Genomic DNA, 23,832 nt, shown 5'->3' with positions numbered 1-23,832 from the left:
AACTATTTTTGAGAAAACCCCCGTCCGGGGATACCGGACGGGGGTTTTCTGCGTTTGTGGAGACCCCGTGTCCTGGCCGGGTGAGGCTGAGGGTAAAGTCATGAGGCATCGTTGGCTCGTTTCCCCACAGGAGGCCCCCGGGTGGAGGTCCAAGAGACCCGTGTCCAGACGGACCGGGTGCTCACCATCCCGAACATCCTCAGCATGGCGCGTCTCGTCGGCGTGCCCCTCTTCCTGTGGCTCATCCTCAGGCCTGAGTTCGGCGGGCCCAAGAGCGACGGCTGGGCACTGCTGGTGCTCGCGTTCAGCGGAATCAGCGACTATCTCGACGGGAAGCTCGCGCGCCGCTGGAACCAGATCAGCAACCTCGGCCGGCTCCTCGACCCCGCGGCCGACCGGCTGTACATCCTGTCGACGCTCGTCGGACTGACCTGGCGCGGCATTCTTCCCATCTGGCTGACCGCCATACTGCTGGCGCGGGAACTGGTCCTCCTGGTGATGGTGGGGATCCTCCGGCGCCACGGCTATCCGCCGCCGCAGGTGAACTTCCTCGGCAAGGCGGCGACCTTCAACCTCATGTACGCGTTCCCGCTGCTGCTGCTCAGTGACGGGAGCGGGTGGATCCACGAACTCGCTGCTATTTTCGGATGGGCGTTCGCCGGATGGGGTACAACCCTGTATTGGTGGGCAGGGATCCTGTATGTGGTCCAAGTCCGCCGACTTGTCAAGGCGGACTCCCAGGCCGATTGAGCTCGCCATTGGGCATCAGGTGAAGCCGGAGGACCCCGACGCGACGCGAGCGGGGTTATCAGGCGGGCGTAGTCGGTCGGACCGTCGACTCTTGCAAGGAGGACGCTTCCGACATGAAGGCCGTCGTGATGGCTGGAGGCGAAGGCACCCGCCTTCGCCCCATGACCTCGAGTATGCCCAAGCCGCTCCTGCCCGTGGCCAACCGGCCGATCATGGAGCACGTGCTCAGGTTGCTCAAGCGGCATGGGCTCACCGAAACCGTGGTCACCGTGCAGTTCCTGGCCTCGCTGGTCAAGAACTACTTCGGGGACGGCGAAGAGCTCGGAATGGAGCTCACCTATGCCAACGAGGAGAAGCCACTCGGCACTGCCGGCAGCGTGAAGAACGCTGAGGAAGCGCTGAAGGACGATGCGTTCCTCGTCATCTCCGGTGACGCCCTGACCGATTTCGACCTCACCGAACTGGTCAATTTCCACAAGGAAAAGGGCGCGCTCGTCACCGTCTGTCTGACGCGCGTCCCCAACCCGCTGGAATTCGGCATCACCATCGTCGACGAGGAAGGCAAGGTCGAGCGCTTCCTCGAGAAGCCGACCTGGGGCCAGGTCTTCTCGGACACGGTCAACACGGGCATCTACGTGATGGAGCCCGAGGTCTTCGACTACGTCGAGGCCGACACGTCCGTCGACTGGTCCGGGGACGTCTTCCCGCAGCTGATGAAGGAAGGCAAGCCCATCTACGGCTATGTCGCCGAGGGCTACTGGGAGGACGTCGGCACGCACGAGAGCTACGTCAAGGCGCAGGCCGACGTCCTGGAGGGCAAGGTCGACGTCGAACTCGACGGCTTCGAGATCTCCCCGGGAGTCTGGGTCGCCGAAGGCGCCGAGGTGCACCCCGACGCCGAGCTGCGCGGGCCGCTCTACATCGGTGACTACGCCAAGGTCGAGGCCGGTGCGGAGATCCGCGAACACACCGTCATCGGCTCGAACGTCGTCGTGAAGAGCGGCGCCTTCCTCCACAAGGCCGTCGTCCACGACAACGTCTACATCGGTGACCACAGCAACCTGCGCGGCTGCGTCGTCGGCAAGAACACCGACATCATGCGGGCCGCGCGGATCGAGGACGGCGCCGTCATCGGCGACGAGTGCCTGGTCGGTGAGGAATCGATCGTCCAGGGCAACGTGCGCGTCTACCCGTTCAAGACGGTCGAGGCCGGTGCCTTCGTCAACACATCGGTCATCTGGGAGTCCCGCGGCCAGGCCCACCTCTTCGGGGCCCGCGGCGTCTCCGGGATCCTGAACGTGGAAATCACGCCCGAACTCGCCGTGCGGCTTGCGGGCGCCTACGCGACGACCCTGAAGAAGGGGTCGACCGTGACCACCGCCCGCGACCACTCGCGTGGTGCGCGCGCGCTCAAGCGGGCCGTCATCTCCGCCCTGCAGGCCAGCGCCATCGACGTACGGGACCTGGAGAACGTGCCGCTTCCGGTGGCCCGGCAGCAGACGGCGCGCGGCAGCGCCGGCGGCATCATGATCCGTACGACCCCGGGTGTGCCCGACTCGGTGGACATCATGTTCTTCGACGAGCGGGGCGCGGACCTGTCGCAGGGCAGCCAGCGCAAGCTCGACCGCGTCTACGCGCGCCAGGAGTACCGGCGCGCCTTCCCGGGCGAGATCGGTGACCTGCACTTCCCGTCCAGCGTCTTCGACTCCTACACCGGGTCCCTGCTGCGGAACGTGGACACGACCGGTGTCGCCGACGCCGGGCTGAAGGTCGTCGTCGACGCGTCGAACGGAAGCGCCGGCCTGGTGCTGCCCAGCCTGCTCGGCCGGCTCGGCGTCGACGCGCTGACCATCAACCCCGGACTCGACGAGTCGCGGCCCACCGAGACCGCGGACGCCCGGCGCTCCGGACTCGTCCGGCTCGGGGAGATCGTCGCCTCGGCGCGGGCCGCGTTCGGCGTACGGTTCGACCCGGTCGGTGAGCGGTTGTCGCTCGTCGACGAGAAGGGGCGGATCGTCGAGGACGACCGCGCGCTGCTCGTGATGCTCGACCTCGTCGCCGCCGAGCGGCGCAGCGGGCGGGTGGCGCTGCCGGTCACGACGACGCGCATCGCCGAGCAGGTGGCCGCGTACCACGGCACGCAGGTCGAGTGGACGAACACGTCGCCCGACGACCTCACGCGCGTGGGCCGCGAGGACGAGACCATCTTCGGCGGGGACGGCCGCGGTGGCTTCATCGTGCCGGAGTTCAGCAGCGTGTTCGACGGGACCGCGGCCTTCGTTCGGCTGATCGGTCTCGTCGCGCGGACCCAGCTGACGCTGAGCCAGATCGACGCGCGGATTCCGCGGGCGCACGTCCTCAAGCGGGACCTCGCGACGCCGTGGGCCGTCAAGGGGCTCGTCATGCGGCGGGTGGTGGAGGCGGCCGGCGACCGGTCCGTGGACACCACCGACGGGGTGCGCGTGGTCGAGGCCGACGGACGGTGGGTCATGGTGCTGCCCGACCCGGCCGAGGCCGTCACCCACCTGTGGGCCGAGGGGCCCGACGACGCCTCCGCGCAGCAGTTGCTCGACGAGTGGGCGGCCGTGGTGGACAGCGCGGGCCGCTGAGCCTTCCGTCCGATCCGGTCGGCGTCCCCGAGGGGGCGCCGACCGGCACGCCGGACGGGGCCATTCGGAGGTAGCGGCCGCGACGTGCGACGATGTGCGGCATGCCGCAGCAGCCCCCCGTTCGGAGCACCCCCAAGCGTCCTGCGCGCCCGGACGCCTCCATGTCGCTGCTGACCAACGTCATGGACCACAGCCTGGACGACGGGTACGCGGAAGCGACCGCCCGCAGGCGGGCTTCGGGGCAGAGCGGGCTGCCGAAGACCCTGCGCGCGAAGCTGGGGCTCGCGGCCGGGCTCGTGCTCGCCGCGCTCGTGGTGACGGTGGGGGCCGCGCAGGCCCGGGTCGCGGCGCCGGTCGTGGCCAAGGAGCGCGAGGAACTCATCGACCGCATCGAGCAGGAGACCTCGTCCGCCGACAAGTTGGAGGGCCGGGTCGACTCGCTCCGCACCGATGTGGGGAACATGCAGCGCGAGGCGCTGAAGAAACACGGCGGCGAGCAGGGCGAGTTGATGGGCGTGCTGTCGGGCGCCGTCGCGGTGCACGGGCCCGGCGTGAAGCTCGTCGTCGACGACGCCAAGTCCGCGGAGTCCGGCGGCGGGAGCGGGCCCCGGGAGAGCGCCGGGTTCTCCGACACCGGGCGCGTGCGCGACCGGGACATGCAGCGCGTCGTCAACGGCCTGTGGCAGTCGGGCGCCGAGGCCGTCAGCATCAACGGGCAGCGGCTCACCGCCCTGTCCGCGATCAGGGCCGCGGGTGACGCGATACTGGTCGACAACAGACCGCTGGTGCCGCCGTACACGGTGCTCGCGGTGGGGGACGGCCAGCGGCTGAGCACCCGGTTCCAGAACAGTCCTGACGGCTTGTATCTGCACGCCCTCCAGGAGAACTTCGGGATCCGGACCAGCATCTCGGCCCAGGACGACATCAGGCTTCCGGCCGCACCCAGCGTGATCGTACGGACAGCACAGCCGAGAGCAGAGCAGAAGGGCACATCGTGATCGCGGTACTGGGCCTGGTCGTGGGAGTCGTGGTCGGGCTGTTCGTCCGGCCCGAGGTTCCGGCGGTGGTCGAGCCCTACCTCCCCATCGCCGTGGTCGCGGCGCTCGACGCGGTCTTCGGCGGCCTGCGCGCCATGCTGGACGGGATCTTCGTCGACAAGGTGTTCGTCGTGTCGTTCCTGTCGAACGTCGTCGTGGCCGCGCTCATCGTCTTCCTCGGCGACAAGCTGGGCGTCGGCGCGCAACTGTCGACCGGCGTCGTCGTCGTGCTCGGTATCCGCATCTTCTCCAACGCTGCCGCGATCCGCCGGCACGTCTTCCGGGCGTGAGGCCGATGAACGCGGGACAGCACGAGAACCCCGGGAACGGGGAGGCGGACGAGCCGGCGCACCGGTTGCGCAAGGAGCTGCCCGCCGAGGTCGCGGCCGCGGGCGGCGCCCGGGAGGAGCCGCGGGCGCAGCCCGGCCCGAAGGCGACGGGTGAGGACGGACTGACCGGGCGGCAGCGGCTCGCGCAGGGGCTGTGGCCGCCGCGCGTGTCACGGGCGCAACTCACCGTGGCCGTGCTGTTGTTCGTGCTGGGCCTCGGACTCGCCATCCAGGTCCGGTCCACCAGCGACAACAGCGCGCTGCGGGGTGCGCGACAGGAAGATCTCGTCCGCATCCTCGATGAACTCGACGACCGTACTCAGCGTCTGGAAGATGAGAAGCAAGGTCTCGAGGACCAGCGCACCGAGCTGGAGAACAGTTCGGACCAGGCCGAGGAGGCGCGCAAGCAGACGGTCGAGAAGGAGCGGCAGCTCGGCATTCTGGCGGGCACCGTGGCGGCGCAGGGCCCCGGGATCACCATGACGGTCACCGACACGAAGGGGGCCGTCGAGCCGGACATGCTGCTCGACGCCATCCAGGAGCTGCGCGCGGCGGGCGCCGAGGCGATCCAGGTGGACGACGTCCGCGTCGTGGCCGGCACGTATCTGACGGACGGGAGCGGGGGCAAGGGAATCAGCGTGGACGGGCACAAGATCGCTCAGCCGTACGTTTTCAAGGTCATCGGCAAGCCGCAGGACCTCGAGCCGGCTCTCAACATCCCTGGAGGTGTGGTGCAGACGCTGGAGAAGGAGCAGGCCACCGTGGCTGTGAGCCGCTCGGAGAAGATCGTCGTGGACGCCTTGCGAGCCGCGCGACAGCCTGATTACGCTCGGTCGTCCTCCTAGTGGGGCGCGTGCGCATGGCGGATGTCGTACGAGGGCATGAGGTTGCGGGGGGTCGGCGCACCCGAGACGGGGTGCGTGGTGGAAACTGTTTGGCGGATCCGGACGTTGTGAGGATGTCCGTGTCCATGAAGTACGCCGATGTGTGCAGTCAGGGTTCGTCCTGCCCCACGGGCGGGTCTGTTTCGGTCAAGGGGAATCGCCCGTGAAGTTGTTTGCGAAGTTGTTCGGCAAGAGCGCGCGTGAGGACAACCGTCACCGTGCGTCGCGCCAGGGAGATGTGCCGGAGACGCAGGTGGGCGAGCGCCCGCTCTTCCGGGACCAGGTGGGCGGCGACCCGTCGGGCCGCGGCGCGCCGTCTGTTGACCCTGCTGGTTCCGGCCGCATAGGTTTCGGAGAACCGTCGCCCTCAGGTACGGGTCAAGGGCCTGGTCCCGACCCGTACGCGTCCCATGCCCCTGGTGGGCAGCCGCGGCAGGAGGCTCCGTCCATGTCGGCCCTGGTCTGTACGAGGTGCGGGAACCGAAACGGCGAGAACAGCCGGTTCTGCTCCAATTGTGGTGCGCCGCTGCGCGGCGGGGCGGCCGAGGGGCCGTCCGAGACCACGTCCACGATCTCCATCTCGGGTCTGGAGTCCTACGACCCCGAGGCCACCGGCCAGACGCAGCTGCCAACCCTGTCGCCCGAGGCGCAGGCCGCGGTCGACGCGCTGCCGCTGGGCTCGGCGCTCCTGGTGGTGCGCCGCGGTCCGAACTCGGGCAGCCGGTTCCTGCTGGACGGCGACCTCACCACGGCGGGCCGCCACCCGCAGAGCGACATCTTCCTGGACGACGTGACCGTGTCGCGCCGCCACGTGGAGTTCCGTCGCCAGCAGGACGGCTCGTTCACGGTCTCCGACGTCGGCAGCCTCAACGGCACCTATGTGAACCGTGAGCGGATCGACTCGCTGACGCTGAACAACGGCGACGAGGTGCAGATCGGCAAGTACCGGCTGGTCTTCTACGCGAGCCAGCGAGGCATCTGACCCCGAACCTTCAGGAAGGTCCATGCTTCACACACCGAGGGGCGGTACCGGCACGGGTACCGCCACCGCGGACGGTCGGCTGATGAGCATCGGCACCGTACTGAACGTGCTGCGCGAAGAGTTTTCCGAGGTCACCATCTCCAAGATCAGGTTCTTGGAGTCGGAGGGCCTCGTCGAGCCGCAGCGGACGCCCTCGGGCTACCGCAAGTTCAGCCCGGACGACGTCGAGCGGCTCGCCCACGTCCTGCGGATGCAGCGGGACCACTATCTGCCGCTGAAGGTCATCAAGGAGCAGCTCGACGCCCTGGAGCCGGGTGAGGCGCTGCCCGTGCCGGCCCCTGGGCGGCCCGGTGACGACCCGGACGACCTCGAGGGGGCGCCCACCGCCGCCCGGGTCGGCCGGGACGAGCTGCTCGCCGCCGTCGGCATCGAGGAGGGGGAGCTCGACGAGTGGGAGTCGTACGGGCTCGTCGTCCCGTTGCCGGAGGGCGGCTACGACGCCGGGGCCGTATCGGTCGCCCAGCTGATCGGGGAGTTGAGCCGGTTCGGTATCGAGCCGCGGCATCTGCGGGTCATGCGGGCGGCCGCGGACCGCGAGGCCGCGCTGGTGGACTCCGTCGTCGCGCCGCTCAAGGTGCACCGCAATCCGCAGACCAGGGCCCTGGCCCAGGCGCGGGCCAAGGAGCTGGCGGGCCTCACCGTGCGGCTGCACGCGGCTTTGGTGCAGACTGCACTCGGGGTACGTCTGCCCTGATCGAAGGGTGGGCGAGCGCCGTGGGCCCGGGCCGCGGCGGATGCCCGACTACCCAAACCGGCCGGGCACGTCCTAGGGTTGCTGTGTGAACGAGCTCGACGTCGTAGGTGTCCGGGTGGAAATGCCCTCCAACCAGCCGATCGTGCTCCTGCGTGAAGTGGGAGGCGACCGCTACCTCCCCATCTGGATCGGACCGGGGGAGGCGACCGCGATCGCCTTCGCCCAGCAGGGCATGGCTCCCGCGCGTCCGCTGACGCACGACCTGTTCAAGGACGTGCTGGAAGCGGTCGGCCAGGAGCTGACGGAAGTACGCATCACCGACCTGCGGGAAGGTGTCTTCTATGCGGAGCTGGTGTTCGCGAGCGGCGTCGAGGTCAGCGCCCGCCCGTCCGACGCCATAGCGCTCGCGCTGCGCACCGGGACGCCGATCTTCGGCAGCGACGGGGTCCTGGACGACGCGGGGATCGCCATCCCGGACGAGCAGGAGGACGAAGTGGAGAAGTTCCGCGAGTTCCTCGACCAGATCTCGCCCGAGGACTTCGGGACCAACAGCCAGTGACCGGCGCACAGTGACCAGGAGGCGGTCGCCCCAGGGCGGCCGCCTCAGCACATTCGGCTAGCCTTTCCCCGCGGTGGGATACGGGAAACCACTCCTAGGGTGATTATCACTCGGCGTGGCGAGTGTGGCGTTCGTTGACGCACCCCTTGTGACTGCCTACCGTCGAGAAGGCAGGTCAAAGAGGAGGTCGGCGTGAGAAGCAGCGGCGACGGTACGGCGACGGGCGGTCCGTACTCGTTTCACGGCAGCGCGGCCGATCACACTCCGCAGCGCCCGCAGGCAGTGTCTGCGGTGGCGGGGGAGAGCGGCGAAGCGGCTCCCGAGCAGGGGGATGTCGGGTACCGGGGACCCACCGCCTGTGCGGCGGCCGGCATCACGTACCGGCAGCTCGACTACTGGGCGAGGACCGGTCTGGTCGAGCCGAGTGTGCGGGCGGCGTACGGCTCGGGGACCCAGCGCCTCTACAGCTTCCGGGACGTCGTGGTCCTCAAGGTCGTCAAGCGGTTCCTGGACACGGGCGTCTCGCTGCAGAACATCCGGACGGCCGTACAGCATCTGCGGGAGCGGGGCTTCGCGGACCTGGAGCGCATGACGCTCATGAGCGACGGCGCGACCGTGTACGAGTGCACGTCGCCGGCCGAGGTGCACGATCTGCTCCAGGGCGGGCAGGGCATCTTCGGGATCGCGGTGGGCGTGGTCTGGCAGGACGTGGAGCGGGCTCTGTCACAGCTGCACGGCGAGCGTCTGGACACCGGGGAGACGCTGGTGCGCCCCAACCCCTCGGACGAGCTGGCCAGGCGGCGCAACCGGGCGGTGTGAGCGCCGCACGGCCGCGTTGTCAGTGGCGTAGGGCAGCATCGGTGGGGTGAGAACCGGTCCGACGATCCTCCATCTCGACATGGACGCCTTCTACGCCTCGGCGGAGCAGGCGGCCAAGCCGAGCCTGCGCGGGAAGGCGGTCGTCGTCGGGGGGCTCGGGCCGCGGGGTGTCGTGGCCACGGCGTCGTACGAGGCGCGCGTGTTCGGGGTGCACTCGGCTATGCCCATGGGACAGGCGCGGCGGCTCGCCCCCCACGCCGCGTATCTGGTGCCGAGGTTCCGGCTGTACCGGGAGATCAGCGAGCAGGTGATGGGCCTGCTGCGGGCGCTCTCGCCGCTGGTGGAGCCGTTGAGCCTGGACGAGGCGTTCGTCGATCTGGAGGCCGGTGAGGTGGCCTGGGACGAGGCGTCCGCGGAGGCCGTCGGTGTCCGGCTGCGGGCGGACATCCGGCGGGTGACCGGGCTGACCGGGTCCGTGGGGCTCGCCGCCTCCAAGATGTTGGCGAAGATCGCCTCCGAAGAGGCGAAGCCGGACGGTCTCGTACTGATACGGCCGGGGACCGAGCGCGGGCTGCTCGGGCCGAAGTCGGTGCGCATCCTGCCAGGAGTGGGGCCCGCCACCGGGGACCATCTGCGGCGGGCCGGGATCCTCACGGTCGCGGAGATCGCCGAGGCGGGCGAGGACGAGCTGGTGCGGTTGCTGGGGAAGTCCCACGGTGCGCACCTGTACGCCATGGCGCTGGCCCACGACGACCGGCCCGTCGTCGCCGAGCGCGACTCCAAGTCGGTCTCGGTCGAGGACACGTACGACGTGGACATCCACGAGCGGGTGCGGGTCCGTGCGGAGGTGCAGCGGCTGGCCGACCGCTGTGTGGAGCGGCTGCGGGCGGCCGAGCGGTCGGGGCGGACCGTGGTCCTCAAGGTGCGGCGGTACGACTTCTCCACCCTGACGCGCTCCGAGACGCTGCGGGGGCCCACGGACGACCCTGGAGTGGTGCGGGAGGCCGCCGCGCGGCTGCTGGAGTCCGTGGACACGACCGGCGGTGTGCGGCTGCTCGGGGTCGGGGTGAGCGGCCTCGCCGACTACACGCAGGAGGACCTTTTCGCGCAGGTCGCAGCCGCGGAGGGGGAGCGGCCCGCGGGGGACGCCGTCGAGGTCGGACAGGAGCCGGTCGCGGCCGCCGAGGTGGCCGCCGAGCCGGCGCCCGAGCGGCGGTGGATGGCGGGGCACGATGTCCGCCATGCCGAGTTCGGGCCGGGATGGGTGCAGGGCAGCGGGCTCGGGCGGGTGACGGTGCGGTTCGAGACGCCGTACGCGGCGGGGCCGGGGCGGGTGCGGACGTTTCTCGTCGATGATCCGTCGCTGGAACCCGGGGAGCCGTTGCCGTTGGTCGAACCGGTCGTGGAGCCGGGGGCCGGGTGCGGGGAGGAGAAGGCGTAGAGCAGGTGTCGGCGCTGCTGACGCGGGGCGCTGCCCCGGACCCCGCTCCTCAATCGCCGGAGGGGCTTGGTCCGGTGGGGTCCGTGCCCGCTATGCGGCCGAACAGGACGTCGGGGGCCGGCGTCGACGGGAGGTCCAGGCCGTAGTGGTGGTAGAGCTGGAGTTCTTGCTCGGGCGAGAGGTGGCGGCCCACCCCGAAGTCGGGGGAGTCCTTGACCAGGGCGCGTTCGAAGGGGACGCGGAGCGTGCCGTCGACCAGTTCGCTGGGGGCCAGCGGGATGAAGGCGTCGCGGCTGAAGAGGCCGGTGCGTATCGCGGCCCACTCCGGCACGCCGGTGGCGTCGTCGAGGTAGACCTCGTCGATCGTGCCGAGCCTGCTTCCGTTGCGGTCGAACGCCTTGCGGCCGATCAAGGTGCGTGGATCGACGTCGGTCTGCACGGGCCCTCCCTGTGGTCGCAACTCGTCTGTAAGCACTACGAAAGAGCACATTGGGGAAGGCGGCCACTCGAGGGTTTCCCGTAATTCGCCGCTGGTAGGCTGGCAAGCGGCTGCTGACCCCGTGCGGGAGAGTCTCCGGAAGTCGTCGGAGGCGCCGAAGGAGCAAATCCTCCCCGGAATCTCTCAGGCCCCTGTACCGCACGGACGAGGTCACTCTGGAAAGCAGGGCGGAGGCACGTCTTCCGCTCTCACCGACGGTGAAAGCCGGTGTGTTCCGCGATCGCGGAACGGGCCGGTGAAGCTCTCAGGTTGAGATGACAGAGGGGGAGGCCGTCCGGGCAGCCACGCCGTGGTGCCCCTCGCAGGTCGCGATGACCAGGAGGCCTCCGCAATGACCGCCAACCGTACTCCGCTCTCCACGCTGGAGCAGGGCATCCCCTTCGAGCAGCGCCACATCGGTCCGGACGACGCCGCGCAGGCCAAGATGCTCGCGCAGGTCGGCTACGGCTCGCTCGACGAGCTGACGGCGGCCGCGGTGCCGGATGTGATCAAGAGCGCCGAGGCGCTGGAGCTGCCGGCCGCGCGGACCGAGGCCGAGGTCCTCGCCGAGCTGCGCTCCCTCGCCGACCGCAACCAGGTGCTCGGCTCGATGATCGGGCTCGGCTACTACGGGACGTTCACCCCGCCCGTCATCCTGCGCAACGTCATGGAGAACCCGTCCTGGTACACGGCCTACACGCCGTACCAGCCGGAGATCTCGCAGGGCCGCCTCGAAGCCCTGCTGAACTTCCAGACCATGGTCGCCGAACTGACCGGGCTGCCGACCTCCGGTGCCTCGCTGCTCGACGAGGGCACCGCCGCCGCCGAGGCCATGGCGCTGTCGCGGCGGATCGGCAAGGTCAAGGACGGCGTCTACCTCGTCGACGCCGACGCGCTGCCGCAGACCGCCGCGGTCATCAGGACGCGGGCCGAACCGACCGGCGTGGAGATCGTCGTCGCCGACCTCACCGACGGCATCCCGGCCGAGGTCGCCGAGCGCGGTGTCGTGGGTGTGCTTCTCCAGTACCCGGGCGCTTCCGGCGCCGTGCGCGATCTCAAGCCGGTCATCGACCAGGCGCACGAGCTGGGCGCCGTCGTCACCGTCGCCGCCGACCTGCTCGCCCTCACGCTGCTGACCTCGCCCGGCGAGCTGGGCGCGGACATCGCCGTCGGCACCACGCAGCGCTTCGGCGTCCCGATGGGCTTCGGCGGTCCGCACGCCGGTTACATGGCCGTACGGGAGAAGTTCGCGCGGTCCCTGCCCGGGCGGCTCGTCGGCGTCTCCGTCGACGCCGACGGGAACAAGGCGTACCGGCTCGCCCTGCAGACGCGCGAGCAGCACATCCGCCGCGAGAAGGCGACGAGCAACATCTGCACGGCGCAGGTCCTGCTCGCCGTCATGGCCGGCATGTACGCCGTCTACCACGGGCCGGACGGCCTGCGCTCCATCGCGCGCCGCACCCACCGCTACGCCACGCTGCTCGCCGCCGGCCTGACGGCGGGCGGGGCCGAGGTCGTGCACGCGACCTACTTCGACACCGTGACGGTCCGGGTGCCGGGCCGGGCCGCCCAGGTCGTCCGGGCCGCCCGCGAGGGCGGGGTCAACGTGCGGCACGTCGACGCCGACCACGTCTCCGTCGCCTGTGACGAGACCACCACCCGGGCACAGCTCCACGTCGTCTGGGCCGCGTTCGGGGTCGAGGCGGACATCGAGGCGCTGGACGCCGGGACGGCCGACGCGCTGCCCGCGGCGGCGCTGCGCGGCGACGAGATCCTCACGCACCCCGTCTTCCACCAGCACCGCTCCGAGACCGCGATGCTGCGCTACCTGCGCCGGCTCGCCGACCGTGACTACGCGCTCGACCGCGGCATGATCCCGCTGGGCTCCTGCACGATGAAGCTCAACGCGACGACGGAGATGGAGCCCGTCACCTGGCCCGAGTTCGGGCAGCTGCACCCCTTCGTCCCGGCCGAGCAGGCGCAGGGCTACCTCACGCTCATCACGGAGCTGGAGGAGCGGCTCGCCGAGGTCACCGGGTACGACAAGGTCTCGCTGCAGCCGAACGCCGGGTCGCAGGGCGAGCTGGCCGGTCTGCTCGCGGTGCGCGGCTACCACCGGGCCAACGGGGACGCGCAGCGCACCGTCTGCCTCATCCCGTCGTCGGCGCACGGCACGAACGCGGCGAGCGCCGTGATGGCCGGGATGAAGGTCGTCGTCGTGAAGACCGCCGACGACGGCGAGATCGACGTCGAGGACCTGCGCGCCAAGATCGAACAGCACGCCGAGCAGCTGGCCGTCCTCATGATCACCTATCCGTCGACGCACGGTGTCTTCGAGGAGCACGTCGCCGACATCTGCGCCGCCGTGCACGACGCGGGCGGCCAGGTGTACGTCGACGGGGCGAACCTCAACGCGCTGGTGGGCCTGGCCAAGCCGGGGCACTTCGGCGGCGACGTCTCGCACCTGAACCTGCACAAGACGTTCTGCATCCCGCACGGCGGCGGCGGCCCCGGCGTGGGCCCGGTCGGGGTGCGCGCCCACCTCGCCCCGTACCTGCCGAACCACCCGATGCAGCCGGCCGCGGGACCGGAGACCGGCGTCGGACCGATCTCGGCCGCCCCGTGGGGCTCCGCCGGCATCCTGCCGATCTCGTGGTCGTACGTGCGGCTCATGGGCGGCGAGGGGCTGAAGCGGGCGACGCAGGTCGCGGTGCTCTCCGCGAACTACATCGCCAAGCGGCTCGAGCCGCACTACCCGGTGCTCTACACCGGGCCCGGCGGGCTCGTCGCCCACGAGTGCATCATCGATCTGCGGCCGCTGAGCAAGGCGACCGGCGTCACCGTCGACGACATCGCCAAGCGCCTCATCGACTACGGCTTCCACGCGCCGACCATGTCGTTCCCGGTGGCCGGGACGCTGATGATCGAGCCGACCGAGAGCGAGGACCTGGACGAGCTGGACCGGTTCTGCGCGGCGATGATCGCCATCCGCGGAGAGGTCGAGCGGGTCGCCTCCGGCGTCTGGCCGGCCGAGGACAACCCGCTGCGGAACGCGCCGCACACCGCGGGGATGCTCAGCGGTGCGTGGGAGCACGCCTACAGCCGCGAGGAGGCCGTCTTCCCCGCGGGTGTGGCCGCCGCCGACAAGTACTGGCCGCCGGTGCGCCGGATCGACCAGGCCTTCGGTGACCGGAACCTGGTCTGCTCCTGCCCGCCCCTGGACGCCTACGAGGCGTGAGGGCCCAGAGAGCCGCGCGGGCGGCCCGCCGCGCGGCTCTTCGCGCGCCTAGGCGGCTGTCACCACCGCCGCCAAGGGGCGGTGCGGGGCGATGACCGTGCCGTTGGGCAGCAGTTCGCCGGTGTCCTCGAAGAGCAGGACCCCGTTGCACAGGAGGCTCCAGCCCTGCTCCGGGTGGTGAGCCACGGGGAGCGCGGCCTCCCGGTCCGCGGACTCTGCTGTCGGGCACGATGGCTGGTGCTGGCACATGGATGGGTTCTTTCGCTGCGTAGTGATCTCGATGATGTCGGCGTCCGTGCTGCGGCTGGAAGTCATGTCCATGGCCGCCCCCCGTTTTCAGTCGGTCGGGACCCAGTCTCGCCCTGTCGGCGTCGATCCGCAGGGATTTCGTAGCAGCGGTCCTCACTGGAGCAAGACGCGTCACCCGTGCGGGCGGTTCAGCGTAACTGCACTGTCCCTTCGGATGGTTCGGGGTGGCCCGAGCGGACTAGTCCACTCATGGCACGGCTGTGCCCCGCGGCCTGGACGGCGCGGGGCACGGGCCTGAGAGGCGTCGAACGGCTCCGGCCGGCTCAGGCGAGCAGGGCGGCGCGCGGGGAGGTCAGCCGCAGGGCGAGGACCGGTAGCAGCTCCGCCACCCGGTGCGGACGGTAGGCCGCGATCCCCGGGGGCGCCGGGGCGAGCGGGACCAGGATGTCGTCGGCCGCCGGAGCGCCGCTCTCGGCGTCGGCCGTGTGGTCACCGTGCAGCCACAGGGTGAGCATGTACAGCTCCGGGACCGACAGCAGCCGCGGCTGGTACGTCTTCGGCAGGGACTCCGCCTGGCGCAGGGCGCGCTCGGTGGAGGTGATGTAGGGGCCCTCGAAGAAGTGCGAGAAGGTCCAGCCGTCCGGAGTGAGCATCGTGTCGGCGGCGGCCACCGCCCGGTCCGCGCAGCGCACCAGGAACCGCCAGCTGGTGAGGCGGGCGGCGGTGGGCCGCCCGGTGGTCTCGGTGATGCGGTCCAACACGTAGACCGGCAACGGGAGTTCGGGAGTCACCGGTCCCTGCGCGGCGCGCAGGGACGGGGTGCGGGCCTCACGGACGGCGGTGGGGGAACTCAGAGCCGTGAGGACGCTGCGCAGGGCGGGCGCGGGAGCCGGGGGGACGTGCAGCGGCATGGTGGGTCGCCTCTCATTCGACAGGCACGTGGTGCGAGGGCGGTGCGGGACGAGCGGACGGCGCTGTCTGCTGCGGGTGCGCGAAAAATCCGCGATGTGACGCGGGCCAGAGGGGGCGGGGCCGCGATGCGGTCGCCAACTCTCTGTCTCCGTTCGCGGAGTTTATACGACATATGTTCACACGGTGTTTCCGCTACCAGCGCGGGTGAGGTACGCAAGGGCCTATTCGGCCGTCGCCGCAGTGGTGTTCTGTCGGCGCCCGTCCGATTTCGTAGCAGCCTTACCCCGGTGACCTCGGCGTTGCCCGACCGGGCGGTCGGCTGAATCTCGTCGGCGTTTTTCACCAGGGATTCCCAGGTGAATCCGTAAAACGCCCCATGCCTAAGGAATGTGCCGCCGGGTAACCGCATCGAGCGTACTGCTCCGCGGACCCGCGCGGGGCGTTATCGATCACACCTGTTGGGCATCATCCACCGTGACACGCGGCCGGATCGTCGGGCTGCCCATGCGAGGAAGGATGCTCCCATGGGGGAGAAGGTCGCTGCGGCGGCGGTCGGCCGGACCGACCGCCGGGCCTACCGGCAGAAGGTGCAGGAGTGCCTCGCGGGGCTCGGGCGGCTCTTGGACGAGAAGCGGTTCGACAAGCCGAAGAATCTCATGGGCCTGGAGATCGAGCTGAATCTGGCGGGGCCCGACGGGATGCCGCGGATGATGAATGCGGAAGTACTGGAGCGGATCGCCAGCCGGGATTTCCAGACCGAACTCGCGATGTTCAATCTCGAAGTGAATATCGCCCCGCACGCCCTCGGCGGCCGGGTTCTCGACCAGCTCGCCGAGGAGCTGCGCACCGGCCTCGGGTACGCCCACCGCAAGGCCAATGAGGTCGACGCGGGAATCGTGATGATCGGCATCCTGCCGACGCTGCGGGCGGCCGACCTGGTCTCCGCGAACCTCTCGGACGTGGACCGCTACACCTTGCTCAACGAGTCGATCGTCGCCGCCCGCGGCGAGGACTTCGCCCTCGACATCGACGGCGTCGAGCGGCTGACCTGCACCTCTTCCTCGATCGTGCCCGAAGCGGCGTGCACCTCGGTGCAGTTGCACCTCCAGGTCACCCCGAACCGGTTCGCCGCCGTGTGGAACGCGGCGCAGGCGGTGGCGGCGGTGCAGATCGCGATGGGCGCCAACTCGCCGTTCCTCTTCGGGCGCGAGCTGTGGCGGGAGTCGCGCCCGCCGCTGTTCCAGCAGTCGACGGACACCCGCCCGCCCGAGCTGGCCGCGCAGGGAGTACGGCCGCGGACCTGGTTCGGGGAGCGCTGGATCGACTCGGCCTACGACCTCTTCGAGGAGAACCTGCGGTACTTCCCGCCGCTGCTGCCGGTCCTCGACGACGAACAGCCGCTCGACGTGCTCGACCGGGGCGGTGTGCCGAGCCTCGCCGAACTCGTGCTGCACAACGGCACGGTGTACCGCTGGAACCGGCCCGTCTACGACGTCGCCGACGGCGTCCCGCACCTGCGCGTGGAGAACCGGGTGCTGCCGGCCGGTCCCACCGTCACCGACGTCATCGCCAACGTCGCCTTCTACTACGGGCTCGTACGGGCCCTGGCGGAGGAGGCGCGGCCGGTCTGGTCGCGGCTGCCCTTCGACGCGGCCGCCCGCAACTTCGAGACCGCCTGCCGGGAGGGGATCGACGCCCGTCTGGAGTGGCCGCGCCGGGGCCGGTTCGGCGGGACCGAGCAGGTCGCGGCCACCACCCTCGTCCGGGACGAGCTGCTGCCGCTCGCGGCCGCGGGCCTGGACGCCTGGGGGGTCGAACCCGCCGACCGGGACCACTACCTGGGGGTGATCGAGCAGCGGTGCGCACGGCGGATGAACGGAGCGGCCTGGCAGGCGGCGACCTACCACCGGGCCCTGGAGAGCGGGCTGGAGCGCGAGGCGGCGCTCGCGGCGACCACGCGCCGCTACGCCGACCTGATGCACGCCGGTGAGCCGGTGCACACCTGGCCCGTCGGGTTGCCGGAGCCCGCGGTCCCGCTCGGCTGAGGAGCGCTCAGCCGCTCCGGGTGCCCGCCCGCACGATGGCCTTGAGGATCACCTGCTGGATGTCGGCCGGGTCACTGATCTGGTGGCCCGACCCACCGGTCGCCCCGGCGATCTGCTCGATCTCGTCCTTGTCGGTGGCCGGGCCGACGGCGATGACGATGAGCGGGACCGGGCGGTCCGGGTCGGCGAGACTCTCCAGCCGGGAGACGAGGTTGCTGCGCGAGATCGAGCCAGGGTCCTCATTGACCCCGTCGGTGACCAGGACCACCGCGTTGAACGTGTCGCTCCGGTACGACGCCGTCGCCTCCTTGTAGGCGGCGAGCGTCGTGTCGTAGAGGCCGGTCGCCCCGCCCGGGACCGGCTGGAGCGAGCGGAACGCGGCGGAGAGGCGGTCGCGCCGGGTGCCGGCGCCCGCCCGGCCGCCGAGGCGCCCGGTCGGCACGAGCTTCTTGTAGTCGCGCTCGCCGTCGAGCAGGGTCGAGAACTCCCACAGGCCGATCTCGTCCTGCGGTGTGAACGTCGACAGGGCCGCCAGCATCGACTCCTTCGTCACCTCCATCCGGGACCGGCCGCGGCCCGGCACCGGGTTCGCCATCGAGGCCGAGGCGTCCACGACCGTGGTGAGCCGGGCGCTCTGCACCGTGATCGTCCACATCCCGAGGGTCTCCTCGATCTCCTCCGCGCCCGCCGGCGGCGAGGCGGGCTCCGCGTACGGCTGCGGGGAGCGGGCACCGGCCCGCGCCGCGACCGCTTCGGGCGAGCCGCCGCCGTCGGTGCGAAAGCCGTGCCGCGCGAGGACGGCGCGGCCCGCGGGGGCGCCGAGCAGCGTCATGAACCGCAGGGCGGCACGGCTCTCGTCCGTGCTCAGGGCGTCCTCGCCGACCAGGGCGAACGGGTAGTCCAGCTCGGGTGAGCCGTCCTTCGGATAGAAGAGGTCGAGGGAGGGGCCGGTGGCGTCCCCGGCGTTGTGCGCGAAGGCGGCCTGTTCGGAGAGGATCAGCGCTTCGTTGCGGCGCGGATCGCCTCCTTCGGCGCCGGAACCGTCGTGCGGCACGGTCCCCATCAGCTGTCCGTCGCTGTCGGACGTGCGCTGAGAGAGGACCTTCGCCAGGGCGGCGGCCCGGGTGTCGCCGTCGCGGGATTCCTGCGCGCCGCCTGCCAGCTTGGTGAGCGCAAGCAGCCCGGTCGCGCTGCGGGCGGGGTCGGCGGCGCCCAGGCGCAGCGCGTCGTCCGCCATCGCGGCCCCGGCCAACTGCGCCCAGCTGTACGTCTTCGCGGGCCAGCCGAACGTCTTAGCGGCCGAGGGAACCATGCCGACGCCGATCGGCGACGTCGCCACGTTCCCGGCGGCGGTCACCCCGGTGCCCTTGGCGCCCTGTTCGACGCGCCGCAGCCACAGGTCCGAGTCCGGCACCCACACCTGGTACTCCGGGGCGCCCCGGCCGGCCCGGAGCGCGTCGGCGACCTGGTACGAGTCACGGGCGGTGACGGAGACGTCGAGGCAGCTGCCGTCCGAGGTGATCTTCTGCTCGCGGGCGGTGGTGGCCACGGCCCGCAGCGCGGGCGCCACGTCCGGCGAGGCGGCGACGTCGACGTGGACGGCGTCGCCGCAGGAGCCGCCGAGGCCGAGCAGATCGCTGCGGACCACCAGCGCCGTGCCGGCCGCGACGAGCAGGACGAGGGCTGCCGCGACGGCCACCGAGCGGCTCCGCGACCGGGGCCGGGGACCGGTCGCGGTGGTTCCGCGCTCGTCGGGCATGCTGCGGTGACGTCCCATGACGGTGGAGCCCCTCCCTGAGCCGCAAAGGCAGTTGCGATATAAGCGGTGGAGCAAGGGAGGTGTGGTGCGCCGGACAGCGGCGCTCGCCCCCCTCGGCCTGTCGCGCGCGCTCTTTCGTACCTGCATTCGAGACCCTAGTGGGGCGGCGTGCGGGATGCGGCGGGATTACCCAAGTGAGGCAGGTGTGCAGGTGGAGGCGGGGACGGTGGCCGGTTCTTCTTCCGACGAGCGGCTTTCGCGGCGATTCTTGCGGGACGAGACGCTGCTCGTACTGGGGCTCTCGCTCGGCGCGAGCGGGGTGTCCGCGCTGATCAGCTTCGTCGGCTCGGTCACCAGGCCCGGCGGCCTGAAGGACCAGGCGGCGACGCTCAACGCGTCGGCGGCGCCGGGCCGGCCGTGGCTCGATCTCGCCTGGCAGCTGTTCGGGATCGCGAGCGCGCTGGTGCCGGTCGCGCTCGTCGCGCACTTCCTGCTGCGGGAGGGCGCGGGCCTGCGCACGATCGGCTTCGACCGGACGCGGCCGTGGTCCGACGGCGCGCGCGGCGCCGCGATCGCCGCCGTGATCGGCAGCACGGGCATCGCCTTCTACCTCGCGGCGCGCGGCCTCGGCTTCAACCTGACCGTGGTGCCCGAGGCGCTGCCCGACGTCTGGTGGAAGTACCCGGTGCTGATCCTCTCCGCGGTGCAGAACGCCGTGCTCGAAGAGGTCATCGTCGTCGGGTATCTGCTGCGCAGGCTCGGCCAGTTGGGCTGGACACCGGCCACGGCGCTGGTCGCGTCGTCCCTGCTGCGCGGCTCCTACCACCTGTACCAGGGCATCGGCGGGTTCTTCGGGAACCTCGCGATGGGCGTCGTCTTCGCCTACCTGTACCGGCGCTGGGGGCGGGTGGGACCGCTGGTCGTGGCCCACTCGCTCCTGGACATCGGGGCGTTCGTCGGATACGCGCTGCTCGCGGGCAAGGTCGACTGGCTGCCCACCGCGTGACTCCTACGCGTACAGGGTGCCGTCGATGACCGTGACCGCGTTGCCGGTCAGCAGGGTGCGTGCGCCGTGCAGCTCCACGCGGACCAGACCGGTACGGGCCGAGGCCTGGAGGCCGGTGAGGCGGGTGCGGCCCAGGCGTGGCCCCCAGAACGGGGCGAGCGCGGTGTGGGCGCTGCCCGTCACCGGGTCCTCGTCGATGCCGATGCGCGGGAAGAAGCAGCGGGAGACGAAGTCGTGCCCCCGGGCCGGGTCCTCGGCGCGGGCCGTGGCGATGACGCCGCGCTCGAAGCCCCGGGCCAGGGCCGCGAGGTCGGGGGCGAGCGCCCGGACCGCCTTCTCGTCGGCCAGCTCCACCAGCAGGTCGCCGACCGAGGCGCCGGTGTCGTGCGCGGAGAGCGGCCGCGCGCCCAGCGCCTCGGCGAGTCCGTCCGGCACCGGCTCCTCGGTGAGCGGCGCCGTCGGCAGGTCGAGGGTGTACGCGCCGTCGTCGCCCGGCGCGGCGACGAGGACGCCGCTGCGCGTGGCGAAGCGGACCGGGCCCCGGGTCGTGCCCGTGGTGTGCAGCACGTGCGCGGTGGCCAGGGTGGCGTGGCCGCACAGGTCGACCTCGGTGCCGGGCGTGAACCAGCGCAGGGCCCAGTCCGCCTCGCCGCCCGCGGGCAGCGGGTGCGCGAAGGCGGTCTCGGCGTGGTTGACCTCGGCGGCGACGTGCTGGAGCCAGGCGTCCTCCGGGAAGGCGTCGAGGAGGAGGACGCCGGCGGGGTTGCCGGTGAAGGGGCGGGCGGTGAAGGCGTCGACGACACGAATGCGCATGCCGGGGACGGTAATGCGGCTCCGGGCGCCCCGGCCAAGGCCAATCCGGGGTGCCTGGCCCCTTTTCCCGTTTTCCCGTTCCCCCCGCCTCAGCGGCGTACGAGGACGGCGTGGGTGACCGCGTCCGAGCTGACGAGTTCGGCGACGCGGTAGCCCGCGACGCCGTCCGGGACGCGGTCGAGCAGCCGCTCGCCGCGGCCCGCGAGAAGCGGGGCGATGGTCAGGTGGAACTCGTCGACCAGGCCGGCGCGCAGGTACTGCTGGATCGTGGCCGGACCGCCGCCGAGCCGGACGTCGCGGCCCCGCGCCGCCTCGAAGGCGCGCCGCAGCACGGTCTCGACGGGCTCGTCGGTGAAGTGGAACGTGGTGCCGCCCTCCTTGGGGACCGAGGGGCGCAGGTGGTGCGTGTGGACGAAGACGGGGTGGTGGTAGGGCGGGTTGTCGCCCCACCAGCCGGTCCAGGACTCGTCCTGCCACGGGCCGCGCTGCGGTCCGAACATGTTGCGTCCCATGATCGTGGCGCCGATGTTCTCCTCGCTGCGCGCGATGAAGCCGGCGTCGATGCCGCTCTTGCCGTCGGCGTGGTCGCGCATGGCGGCGAACATCCAGTCGTGCAGTCCCTCCATCCCGTCCCCGAAGGGCGCGTCGAGGCGCTGGTCCACCCCGGTGGCGAAGCCGTCGAGGGTGACGGTGACGTTGTGGACGCGGAGCTTGGGCATGGTGTTCTCCCTGGTCGTGGCCGGTTGCCGGGGCCGGTTCGGCTCGGCCCGGCACTCCTGCGTCGAACGCGGAGGGCCGGAATCGACAGCCGGTCGAAAGTGGTTGTCAAAAGACGTCTTCCGATATATCGTTGAGGCATCGCGATCGGTCAATGATCGCGCTTCATCGCACCGCACGAGTCTTGACGAAAGGGCTGATTCCCATGCATACCCACGGACACGACCACGGACATGGACACTACGGACCCGGCCGCGAAGGCCGGGGCGGATTCGAGCGCGGCGGCTTCGACGGCCGGCGCGCGGCGTTCGGGCCCTTCGGTCCGGGCTTCGGCGGGCCCGGCCCCTGGGGCGGGCGCGGCGGCCGCGGTGGCGGGCCCCGGGGCCGAGCGCGCCGCGGCGACGTGCGCGCCTCGATCCTGGCCCTCCTCAAGGACCGTCCGATGCACGGCTACGAGATGATCCAGGAGATCGCCGAGCGCAGCGGCGGCGCGTGGAAGCCGAGCCCCGGCTCGGTCTACCCGACGCTGCAACTGCTCGAGGACGAGGGCCTGATCACCAGCGCGAGCGAGGGCGGCAAGAAGCTCTTCTCGCTCACCGAGGCAGGCGGTACGGCCGCCGAAGAGGGGCCCGAGGCTCCTTGGGAAGAGGCCGGCCGCGGCGTCGACTGGGAGGCCATGAACGAGATCCGGCAGGCCGGCTTCGGTCTGATGGAGGCGTTCGGCCAGGTCTGGAAGACCGGCAGCAAGGGGCAGCGTGAGAAGGCGCTCTCCGTCATCAACGAAGCGCGCAAGAAGCTGTACCTGATCCTCGCCGACGAGGACTGACCCGCGTGCGGGTCCAGCCGCAGGGCAGAGCAGGCAAGGGGCGTCCCGTACTTCGCGTACGGGACGCCCCTTCGTGTGCGGGCCGGCCCGGCGGGGGAAGGCGGGCCGGCCCGGCTCAGGCCACCAGGCCGGCCAGGCGGCGCAGCGACTCGTGCAGGGCCGCCGTCGCCGAGTCCTTCAGCTTCCCTGCCATCAGCGAGACGGCGGCGCCCGTGAACTCGCCGTAGGCGCGGACGGTCGTCGCGTCGCCCTGCGGGGTGAGGGTGTAGCGCGTGCCGACGTTCACCCCCATCGGGCCCTTGCCCCTGATGGCGAGCGTGCGCGGGCTCTCCAGCTCCTCGACGGTCCAGGTGACCTCGGCCGGGAAGCCCATCAGCCTCATGGTCTCCTCGAACTGCCCGCCGACCGCCAGCGACGTGGGGGCGCCCTTGGGGAAACCGGTGTGGGTGGTGTTCCACTCCCCGTACGAGGTGAAGTCGGTGAGCTGGGCCCAGACCTTCTCCACCGGCGCGTCGATCCGTGCTTCCGCGCTGACTTCGGCCATGCGGCCACCCCTTCGTGAAGAGAGCTGTGCGGGCTGTGGTGTCGCGGAAAGTAGCCGCACGGCCGCGAACATTCAATACTGACGACCCGTCAGAAAGCGTCGGAACCCGTGCGTCGGCGGCCGGTGCCCACGCGCTCGATCCGCGCCGCGTCGAACAGGTCGTACGCGCGCGGGTGCGGACCCTCGTCGTGGCAGTGCCAGGCCTCCCAGAACAGGTCGGCGGGGCGCGCGTCGTCCGGGGCGTACACCCGGTACACGTACTGTCTGCCGTCGCTCGCGGGCAGGGCCACGAGCCAGCACCCGCTCTCCATGTCTGTGACGGACGAGTGCCGAGGGGGTGGCGGTTGCGGGCCGGACCGCGTGGGGACGGCCGGAGCGGAACTCTCCTCCCTGAGGAGGAGAAGCCGGGCGTCGGTGCCCACCTTGTGTCGGACGCGAAGATGCTCCCCTCCGGGGATGTTCCGCTGCCTCCCGGCTGATGAGGTGGAGTACGTGCAAAGCCCCATCCCGTCGGACGCCACCGCGTACGGTCACCCCCAGGAAGAAGCGCCTCCGCTGAGCGACGCGCCGCTCAGCGACGAGCTGGCCCTGGCCGTCGTACGGGCCCGGCGGCGCGCGACGCGGGACGCGGACCGGCAGATCGACACCGCGCATCTGCTCCACTCCCTCCTGGAGAGCGACCCCGGCGTGCGTGCGGCCTTCGACGACACGGGACAGGTCGCGCGGCTGCTCGGCTACCTCGTGCAGCGCAGCATCGGGTACGGGCTCCAGTGGCAGGGGGCCGTGGAGGACTCCGGCACGGTGCCCGTTCCCGGCGGCGCCCTCGTCTGGTCGCCGCAGGCCGCGGCGGCGATGGAGGCGGGTGCCGGGCGGGCCGCGCTCCGGGGAGAGGAGCGGGCGCGCGGGGCGGACGTCCTGGCGGCGCTCGCGGCGGACGGGGAGTGCCGCGCGGTCGAGGTGCTCGGGCGGGCCGGGGTGGATGTGGCGCGGCTGCGGCGGGCGCTGGGCTGACGGCCTGGGTGCAGTCCGTTCCGTGAGACAGGGGTCATCGGGGGTGACGGTCCTGACCGCCCCTGTCATG

At 71.2% G+C, this 23,832-nt stretch carries 23 protein-coding genes and 1 riboswitch; of the genes, 15 read left to right on the top strand and 8 right to left on the bottom strand.

Annotation, left to right across the window (positions count from 1 at the left end; translation table 11 throughout):
* The first annotated feature begins 141 nt into the window (after positions 1-141).
* From ABZY33_RS30705 to ABZY33_RS30660, 10 genes are all read left to right on the top strand, one after another.
* Positions 142-750, top strand: a complete 609-nt coding sequence (locus ABZY33_RS30705; protein ID WP_356494970.1) for a CDP-alcohol phosphatidyltransferase family protein — start codon at positions 142-144, stop codon at positions 748-750.
* Positions 751-863: 113 nt separating this feature from the next.
* Positions 864-3,359, top strand: a complete 2,496-nt coding sequence (locus tag ABZY33_RS30700; RefSeq protein WP_356494969.1) for a mannose-1-phosphate guanyltransferase — start codon at positions 864-866, stop codon at positions 3,357-3,359.
* A 92-nt stretch (positions 3,360-3,451) separates the two neighbouring features.
* Positions 3,452-4,357: a DUF881 domain-containing protein gene (locus ABZY33_RS30695; protein WP_356494968.1), complete on the top strand. Its 906-nt coding sequence runs from the start codon at positions 3,452-3,454 to the stop codon at positions 4,355-4,357.
* Positions 4,354-4,686, top strand: a complete 333-nt coding sequence (locus ABZY33_RS30690; RefSeq protein ID WP_031069011.1) for a small basic family protein — start codon at positions 4,354-4,356, stop codon at positions 4,684-4,686. The genes ABZY33_RS30695 and ABZY33_RS30690 overlap by 4 nt, the downstream gene beginning before the upstream one ends.
* Positions 4,687-4,691: 5 nt before the next feature.
* Positions 4,692-5,570: a DUF881 domain-containing protein gene (locus tag ABZY33_RS30685; protein WP_356494967.1), complete on the top strand. Its 879-nt coding sequence runs from the start codon at positions 4,692-4,694 to the stop codon at positions 5,568-5,570.
* Between the two features lie 85 nt (positions 5,571-5,655).
* Entirely contained in the window at positions 5,656-6,591 is a 936-nt protein-coding gene (locus ABZY33_RS30680; protein WP_356494973.1) for an FHA domain-containing protein, read from the top strand.
* Positions 6,592-6,613: 22 nt separating this feature from the next.
* Complete coding sequence (locus ABZY33_RS30675; protein WP_356494966.1) at positions 6,614-7,345, top strand: MerR family transcriptional regulator; 732 nt, start codon at positions 6,614-6,616, stop codon at positions 7,343-7,345.
* 85 nt (positions 7,346-7,430) lie between these two features.
* Positions 7,431-7,904 carry a bifunctional nuclease family protein gene (locus ABZY33_RS30670; RefSeq protein ID WP_005475662.1) on the top strand — a complete coding sequence of 158 codons (474 nt, stop codon included), beginning with the start codon at positions 7,431-7,433 and terminating at the stop codon, positions 7,902-7,904.
* A gap of 192 nt (positions 7,905-8,096) precedes the next feature.
* Complete coding sequence (locus ABZY33_RS30665; protein ID WP_356494965.1) at positions 8,097-8,723, top strand: MerR family transcriptional regulator; 627 nt, start codon at positions 8,097-8,099, stop codon at positions 8,721-8,723.
* A 46-nt stretch (positions 8,724-8,769) separates the two neighbouring features.
* Positions 8,770-10,164, top strand: a complete 1,395-nt coding sequence (locus ABZY33_RS30660; RefSeq protein ID WP_356494964.1) for a DNA polymerase IV — start codon at positions 8,770-8,772, stop codon at positions 10,162-10,164.
* A gap of 49 nt (positions 10,165-10,213) precedes the next feature.
* Here ABZY33_RS30660 and ABZY33_RS30655 read toward each other — a convergent pair whose 3' ends face one another.
* Positions 10,214-10,603, bottom strand: a complete 390-nt coding sequence (locus ABZY33_RS30655) for a PRC-barrel domain-containing protein (protein WP_356494963.1) — start codon at positions 10,601-10,603, stop codon at positions 10,214-10,216.
* A gap of 114 nt (positions 10,604-10,717) precedes the next feature.
* Positions 10,718-10,812, top strand: a riboswitch (glycine riboswitch).
* A gap of 182 nt (positions 10,813-10,994) precedes the next feature.
* On the opposite strand from ABZY33_RS30655, the gene gcvP reads away from it, so the two are divergent.
* Positions 10,995-13,880 carry an aminomethyl-transferring glycine dehydrogenase gene (gcvP, locus tag ABZY33_RS30650; protein ID WP_356494962.1) on the top strand — a complete coding sequence of 962 codons (2,886 nt, stop codon included), beginning with the start codon at positions 10,995-10,997 and terminating at the stop codon, positions 13,878-13,880.
* Positions 13,881-13,928: 48 nt separating this feature from the next.
* On the opposite strand, the gene ABZY33_RS30645 is transcribed toward gcvP, so the two are convergent.
* Complete coding sequence (locus tag ABZY33_RS30645) at positions 13,929-14,129, bottom strand: DUF5999 family protein (protein ID WP_356494972.1); 201 nt, start codon at positions 14,127-14,129, stop codon at positions 13,929-13,931.
* A gap of 323 nt (positions 14,130-14,452) precedes the next feature.
* Positions 14,453-15,040 (bottom strand): hypothetical protein, encoded by a 588-nt coding sequence (locus tag ABZY33_RS30640; RefSeq protein ID WP_356494961.1) that lies wholly within the window; start codon positions 15,038-15,040, stop codon positions 14,453-14,455.
* Between the two features lie 525 nt (positions 15,041-15,565).
* On the opposite strand from ABZY33_RS30640, the gene ABZY33_RS30635 reads away from it, so the two are divergent.
* Positions 15,566-17,086 carry a glutamate-cysteine ligase family protein gene (locus tag ABZY33_RS30635; RefSeq protein WP_356494960.1) on the top strand — a complete coding sequence of 507 codons (1,521 nt, stop codon included), beginning with the start codon at positions 15,566-15,568 and terminating at the stop codon, positions 17,084-17,086.
* A gap of 7 nt (positions 17,087-17,093) precedes the next feature.
* Here ABZY33_RS30635 and ABZY33_RS30630 read toward each other — a convergent pair whose 3' ends face one another.
* A complete protein-coding gene (locus ABZY33_RS30630; RefSeq protein WP_356494959.1) occupies positions 17,094-18,863 on the bottom strand; it encodes a substrate-binding and VWA domain-containing protein in 1,770 nt (589 codons plus the stop codon).
* A 187-nt stretch (positions 18,864-19,050) separates the two neighbouring features.
* On the opposite strand from ABZY33_RS30630, the gene ABZY33_RS30625 reads away from it, so the two are divergent.
* A complete protein-coding gene (locus ABZY33_RS30625) occupies positions 19,051-19,851 on the top strand; it encodes a type II CAAX endopeptidase family protein (protein ID WP_356494958.1) in 801 nt (266 codons plus the stop codon).
* A 3-nt stretch (positions 19,852-19,854) separates the two neighbouring features.
* Here ABZY33_RS30625 and ABZY33_RS30620 read toward each other — a convergent pair whose 3' ends face one another.
* Both ABZY33_RS30620 and ABZY33_RS30615 read right to left on the bottom strand, forming a co-directional pair.
* Positions 19,855-20,664, bottom strand: a complete 810-nt coding sequence (locus ABZY33_RS30620; protein WP_356494957.1) for a PhzF family phenazine biosynthesis protein — start codon at positions 20,662-20,664, stop codon at positions 19,855-19,857.
* A gap of 89 nt (positions 20,665-20,753) precedes the next feature.
* Complete coding sequence (locus tag ABZY33_RS30615) at positions 20,754-21,383, bottom strand: dihydrofolate reductase family protein (RefSeq protein ID WP_356494956.1); 630 nt, start codon at positions 21,381-21,383, stop codon at positions 20,754-20,756.
* Between the two features lie 203 nt (positions 21,384-21,586).
* On the opposite strand from ABZY33_RS30615, the gene ABZY33_RS30610 reads away from it, so the two are divergent.
* Positions 21,587-22,207 (top strand): PadR family transcriptional regulator, encoded by a 621-nt coding sequence (locus ABZY33_RS30610; RefSeq protein ID WP_356494955.1) that lies wholly within the window; start codon positions 21,587-21,589, stop codon positions 22,205-22,207.
* 115 nt (positions 22,208-22,322) lie between these two features.
* Here ABZY33_RS30610 and ABZY33_RS30605 read toward each other — a convergent pair whose 3' ends face one another.
* Both ABZY33_RS30605 and ABZY33_RS30600 read right to left on the bottom strand, forming a co-directional pair.
* A complete protein-coding gene (locus ABZY33_RS30605; protein ID WP_356494954.1) occupies positions 22,323-22,751 on the bottom strand; it encodes an SRPBCC family protein in 429 nt (142 codons plus the stop codon).
* Between the two features lie 89 nt (positions 22,752-22,840).
* Positions 22,841-23,062, bottom strand: a complete 222-nt coding sequence (locus ABZY33_RS30600) for a hypothetical protein (RefSeq protein WP_356494953.1) — start codon at positions 23,060-23,062, stop codon at positions 22,841-22,843.
* A gap of 193 nt (positions 23,063-23,255) precedes the next feature.
* Between ABZY33_RS30600 and ABZY33_RS30595 the strand changes: the two genes are divergently transcribed.
* Positions 23,256-23,762, top strand: coding sequence for a Clp protease N-terminal domain-containing protein (locus tag ABZY33_RS30595; RefSeq protein ID WP_356494971.1), 507 nt, complete (start codon positions 23,256-23,258; stop codon positions 23,760-23,762).
* Positions 23,763-23,832: the final 70 nt, after the last annotated feature.

Source organism: Streptomyces sp. NPDC006552, assembly GCF_040611655.1.
Classification (GTDB): Bacteria; Actinomycetota; Actinomycetes; order Streptomycetales; family Streptomycetaceae; genus Streptomyces.
Note: the sequence above shows the minus strand (reverse complement) of the source record. Positions and strands in the feature narration are given on the sequence as shown.

Coding starts and splice junctions, on each gene's coding strand:
- ABZY33_RS30700 (WP_356494969.1), top strand. CDS start 864: ATGAAGGCCGTCGTGATGGCTGGAGGCGAAGGCACCCGCCTTCGCCCC.
- ABZY33_RS30695 (WP_356494968.1), top strand. CDS start 3,452: ATGTGCGGCATGCCGCAGCAGCCCCCCGTTCGGAGCACCCCCAAGCGT.
- ABZY33_RS30685 (WP_356494967.1), top strand. CDS start 4,692: ATGAACGCGGGACAGCACGAGAACCCCGGGAACGGGGAGGCGGACGAG.
- ABZY33_RS30675 (WP_356494966.1), top strand. CDS start 6,614: ATGCTTCACACACCGAGGGGCGGTACCGGCACGGGTACCGCCACCGCG.
- gcvP (WP_356494962.1), top strand. CDS start 10,995: ATGACCGCCAACCGTACTCCGCTCTCCACGCTGGAGCAGGGCATCCCC.
- ABZY33_RS30645 (WP_356494972.1), bottom strand. CDS start 14,129: ATGTGCCAGCACCAGCCATCGTGCCCGACAGCAGAGTCCGCGGACCGG.
- ABZY33_RS30640 (WP_356494961.1), bottom strand. CDS start 15,040: ATGCCGCTGCACGTCCCCCCGGCTCCCGCGCCCGCCCTGCGCAGCGTC.
- ABZY33_RS30635 (WP_356494960.1), top strand. CDS start 15,566: ATGGGGGAGAAGGTCGCTGCGGCGGCGGTCGGCCGGACCGACCGCCGG.
- ABZY33_RS30630 (WP_356494959.1), bottom strand. CDS start 18,863: ATGGGACGTCACCGCAGCATGCCCGACGAGCGCGGAACCACCGCGACC.
- ABZY33_RS30620 (WP_356494957.1), bottom strand. CDS start 20,664: ATGCGCATTCGTGTCGTCGACGCCTTCACCGCCCGCCCCTTCACCGGC.
- ABZY33_RS30615 (WP_356494956.1), bottom strand. CDS start 21,383: ATGCCCAAGCTCCGCGTCCACAACGTCACCGTCACCCTCGACGGCTTC.
- ABZY33_RS30610 (WP_356494955.1), top strand. CDS start 21,587: ATGCATACCCACGGACACGACCACGGACATGGACACTACGGACCCGGC.
- ABZY33_RS30605 (WP_356494954.1), bottom strand. CDS start 22,751: ATGGCCGAAGTCAGCGCGGAAGCACGGATCGACGCGCCGGTGGAGAAG.
- ABZY33_RS30600 (WP_356494953.1), bottom strand. CDS start 23,062: ATGGAGAGCGGGTGCTGGCTCGTGGCCCTGCCCGCGAGCGACGGCAGA.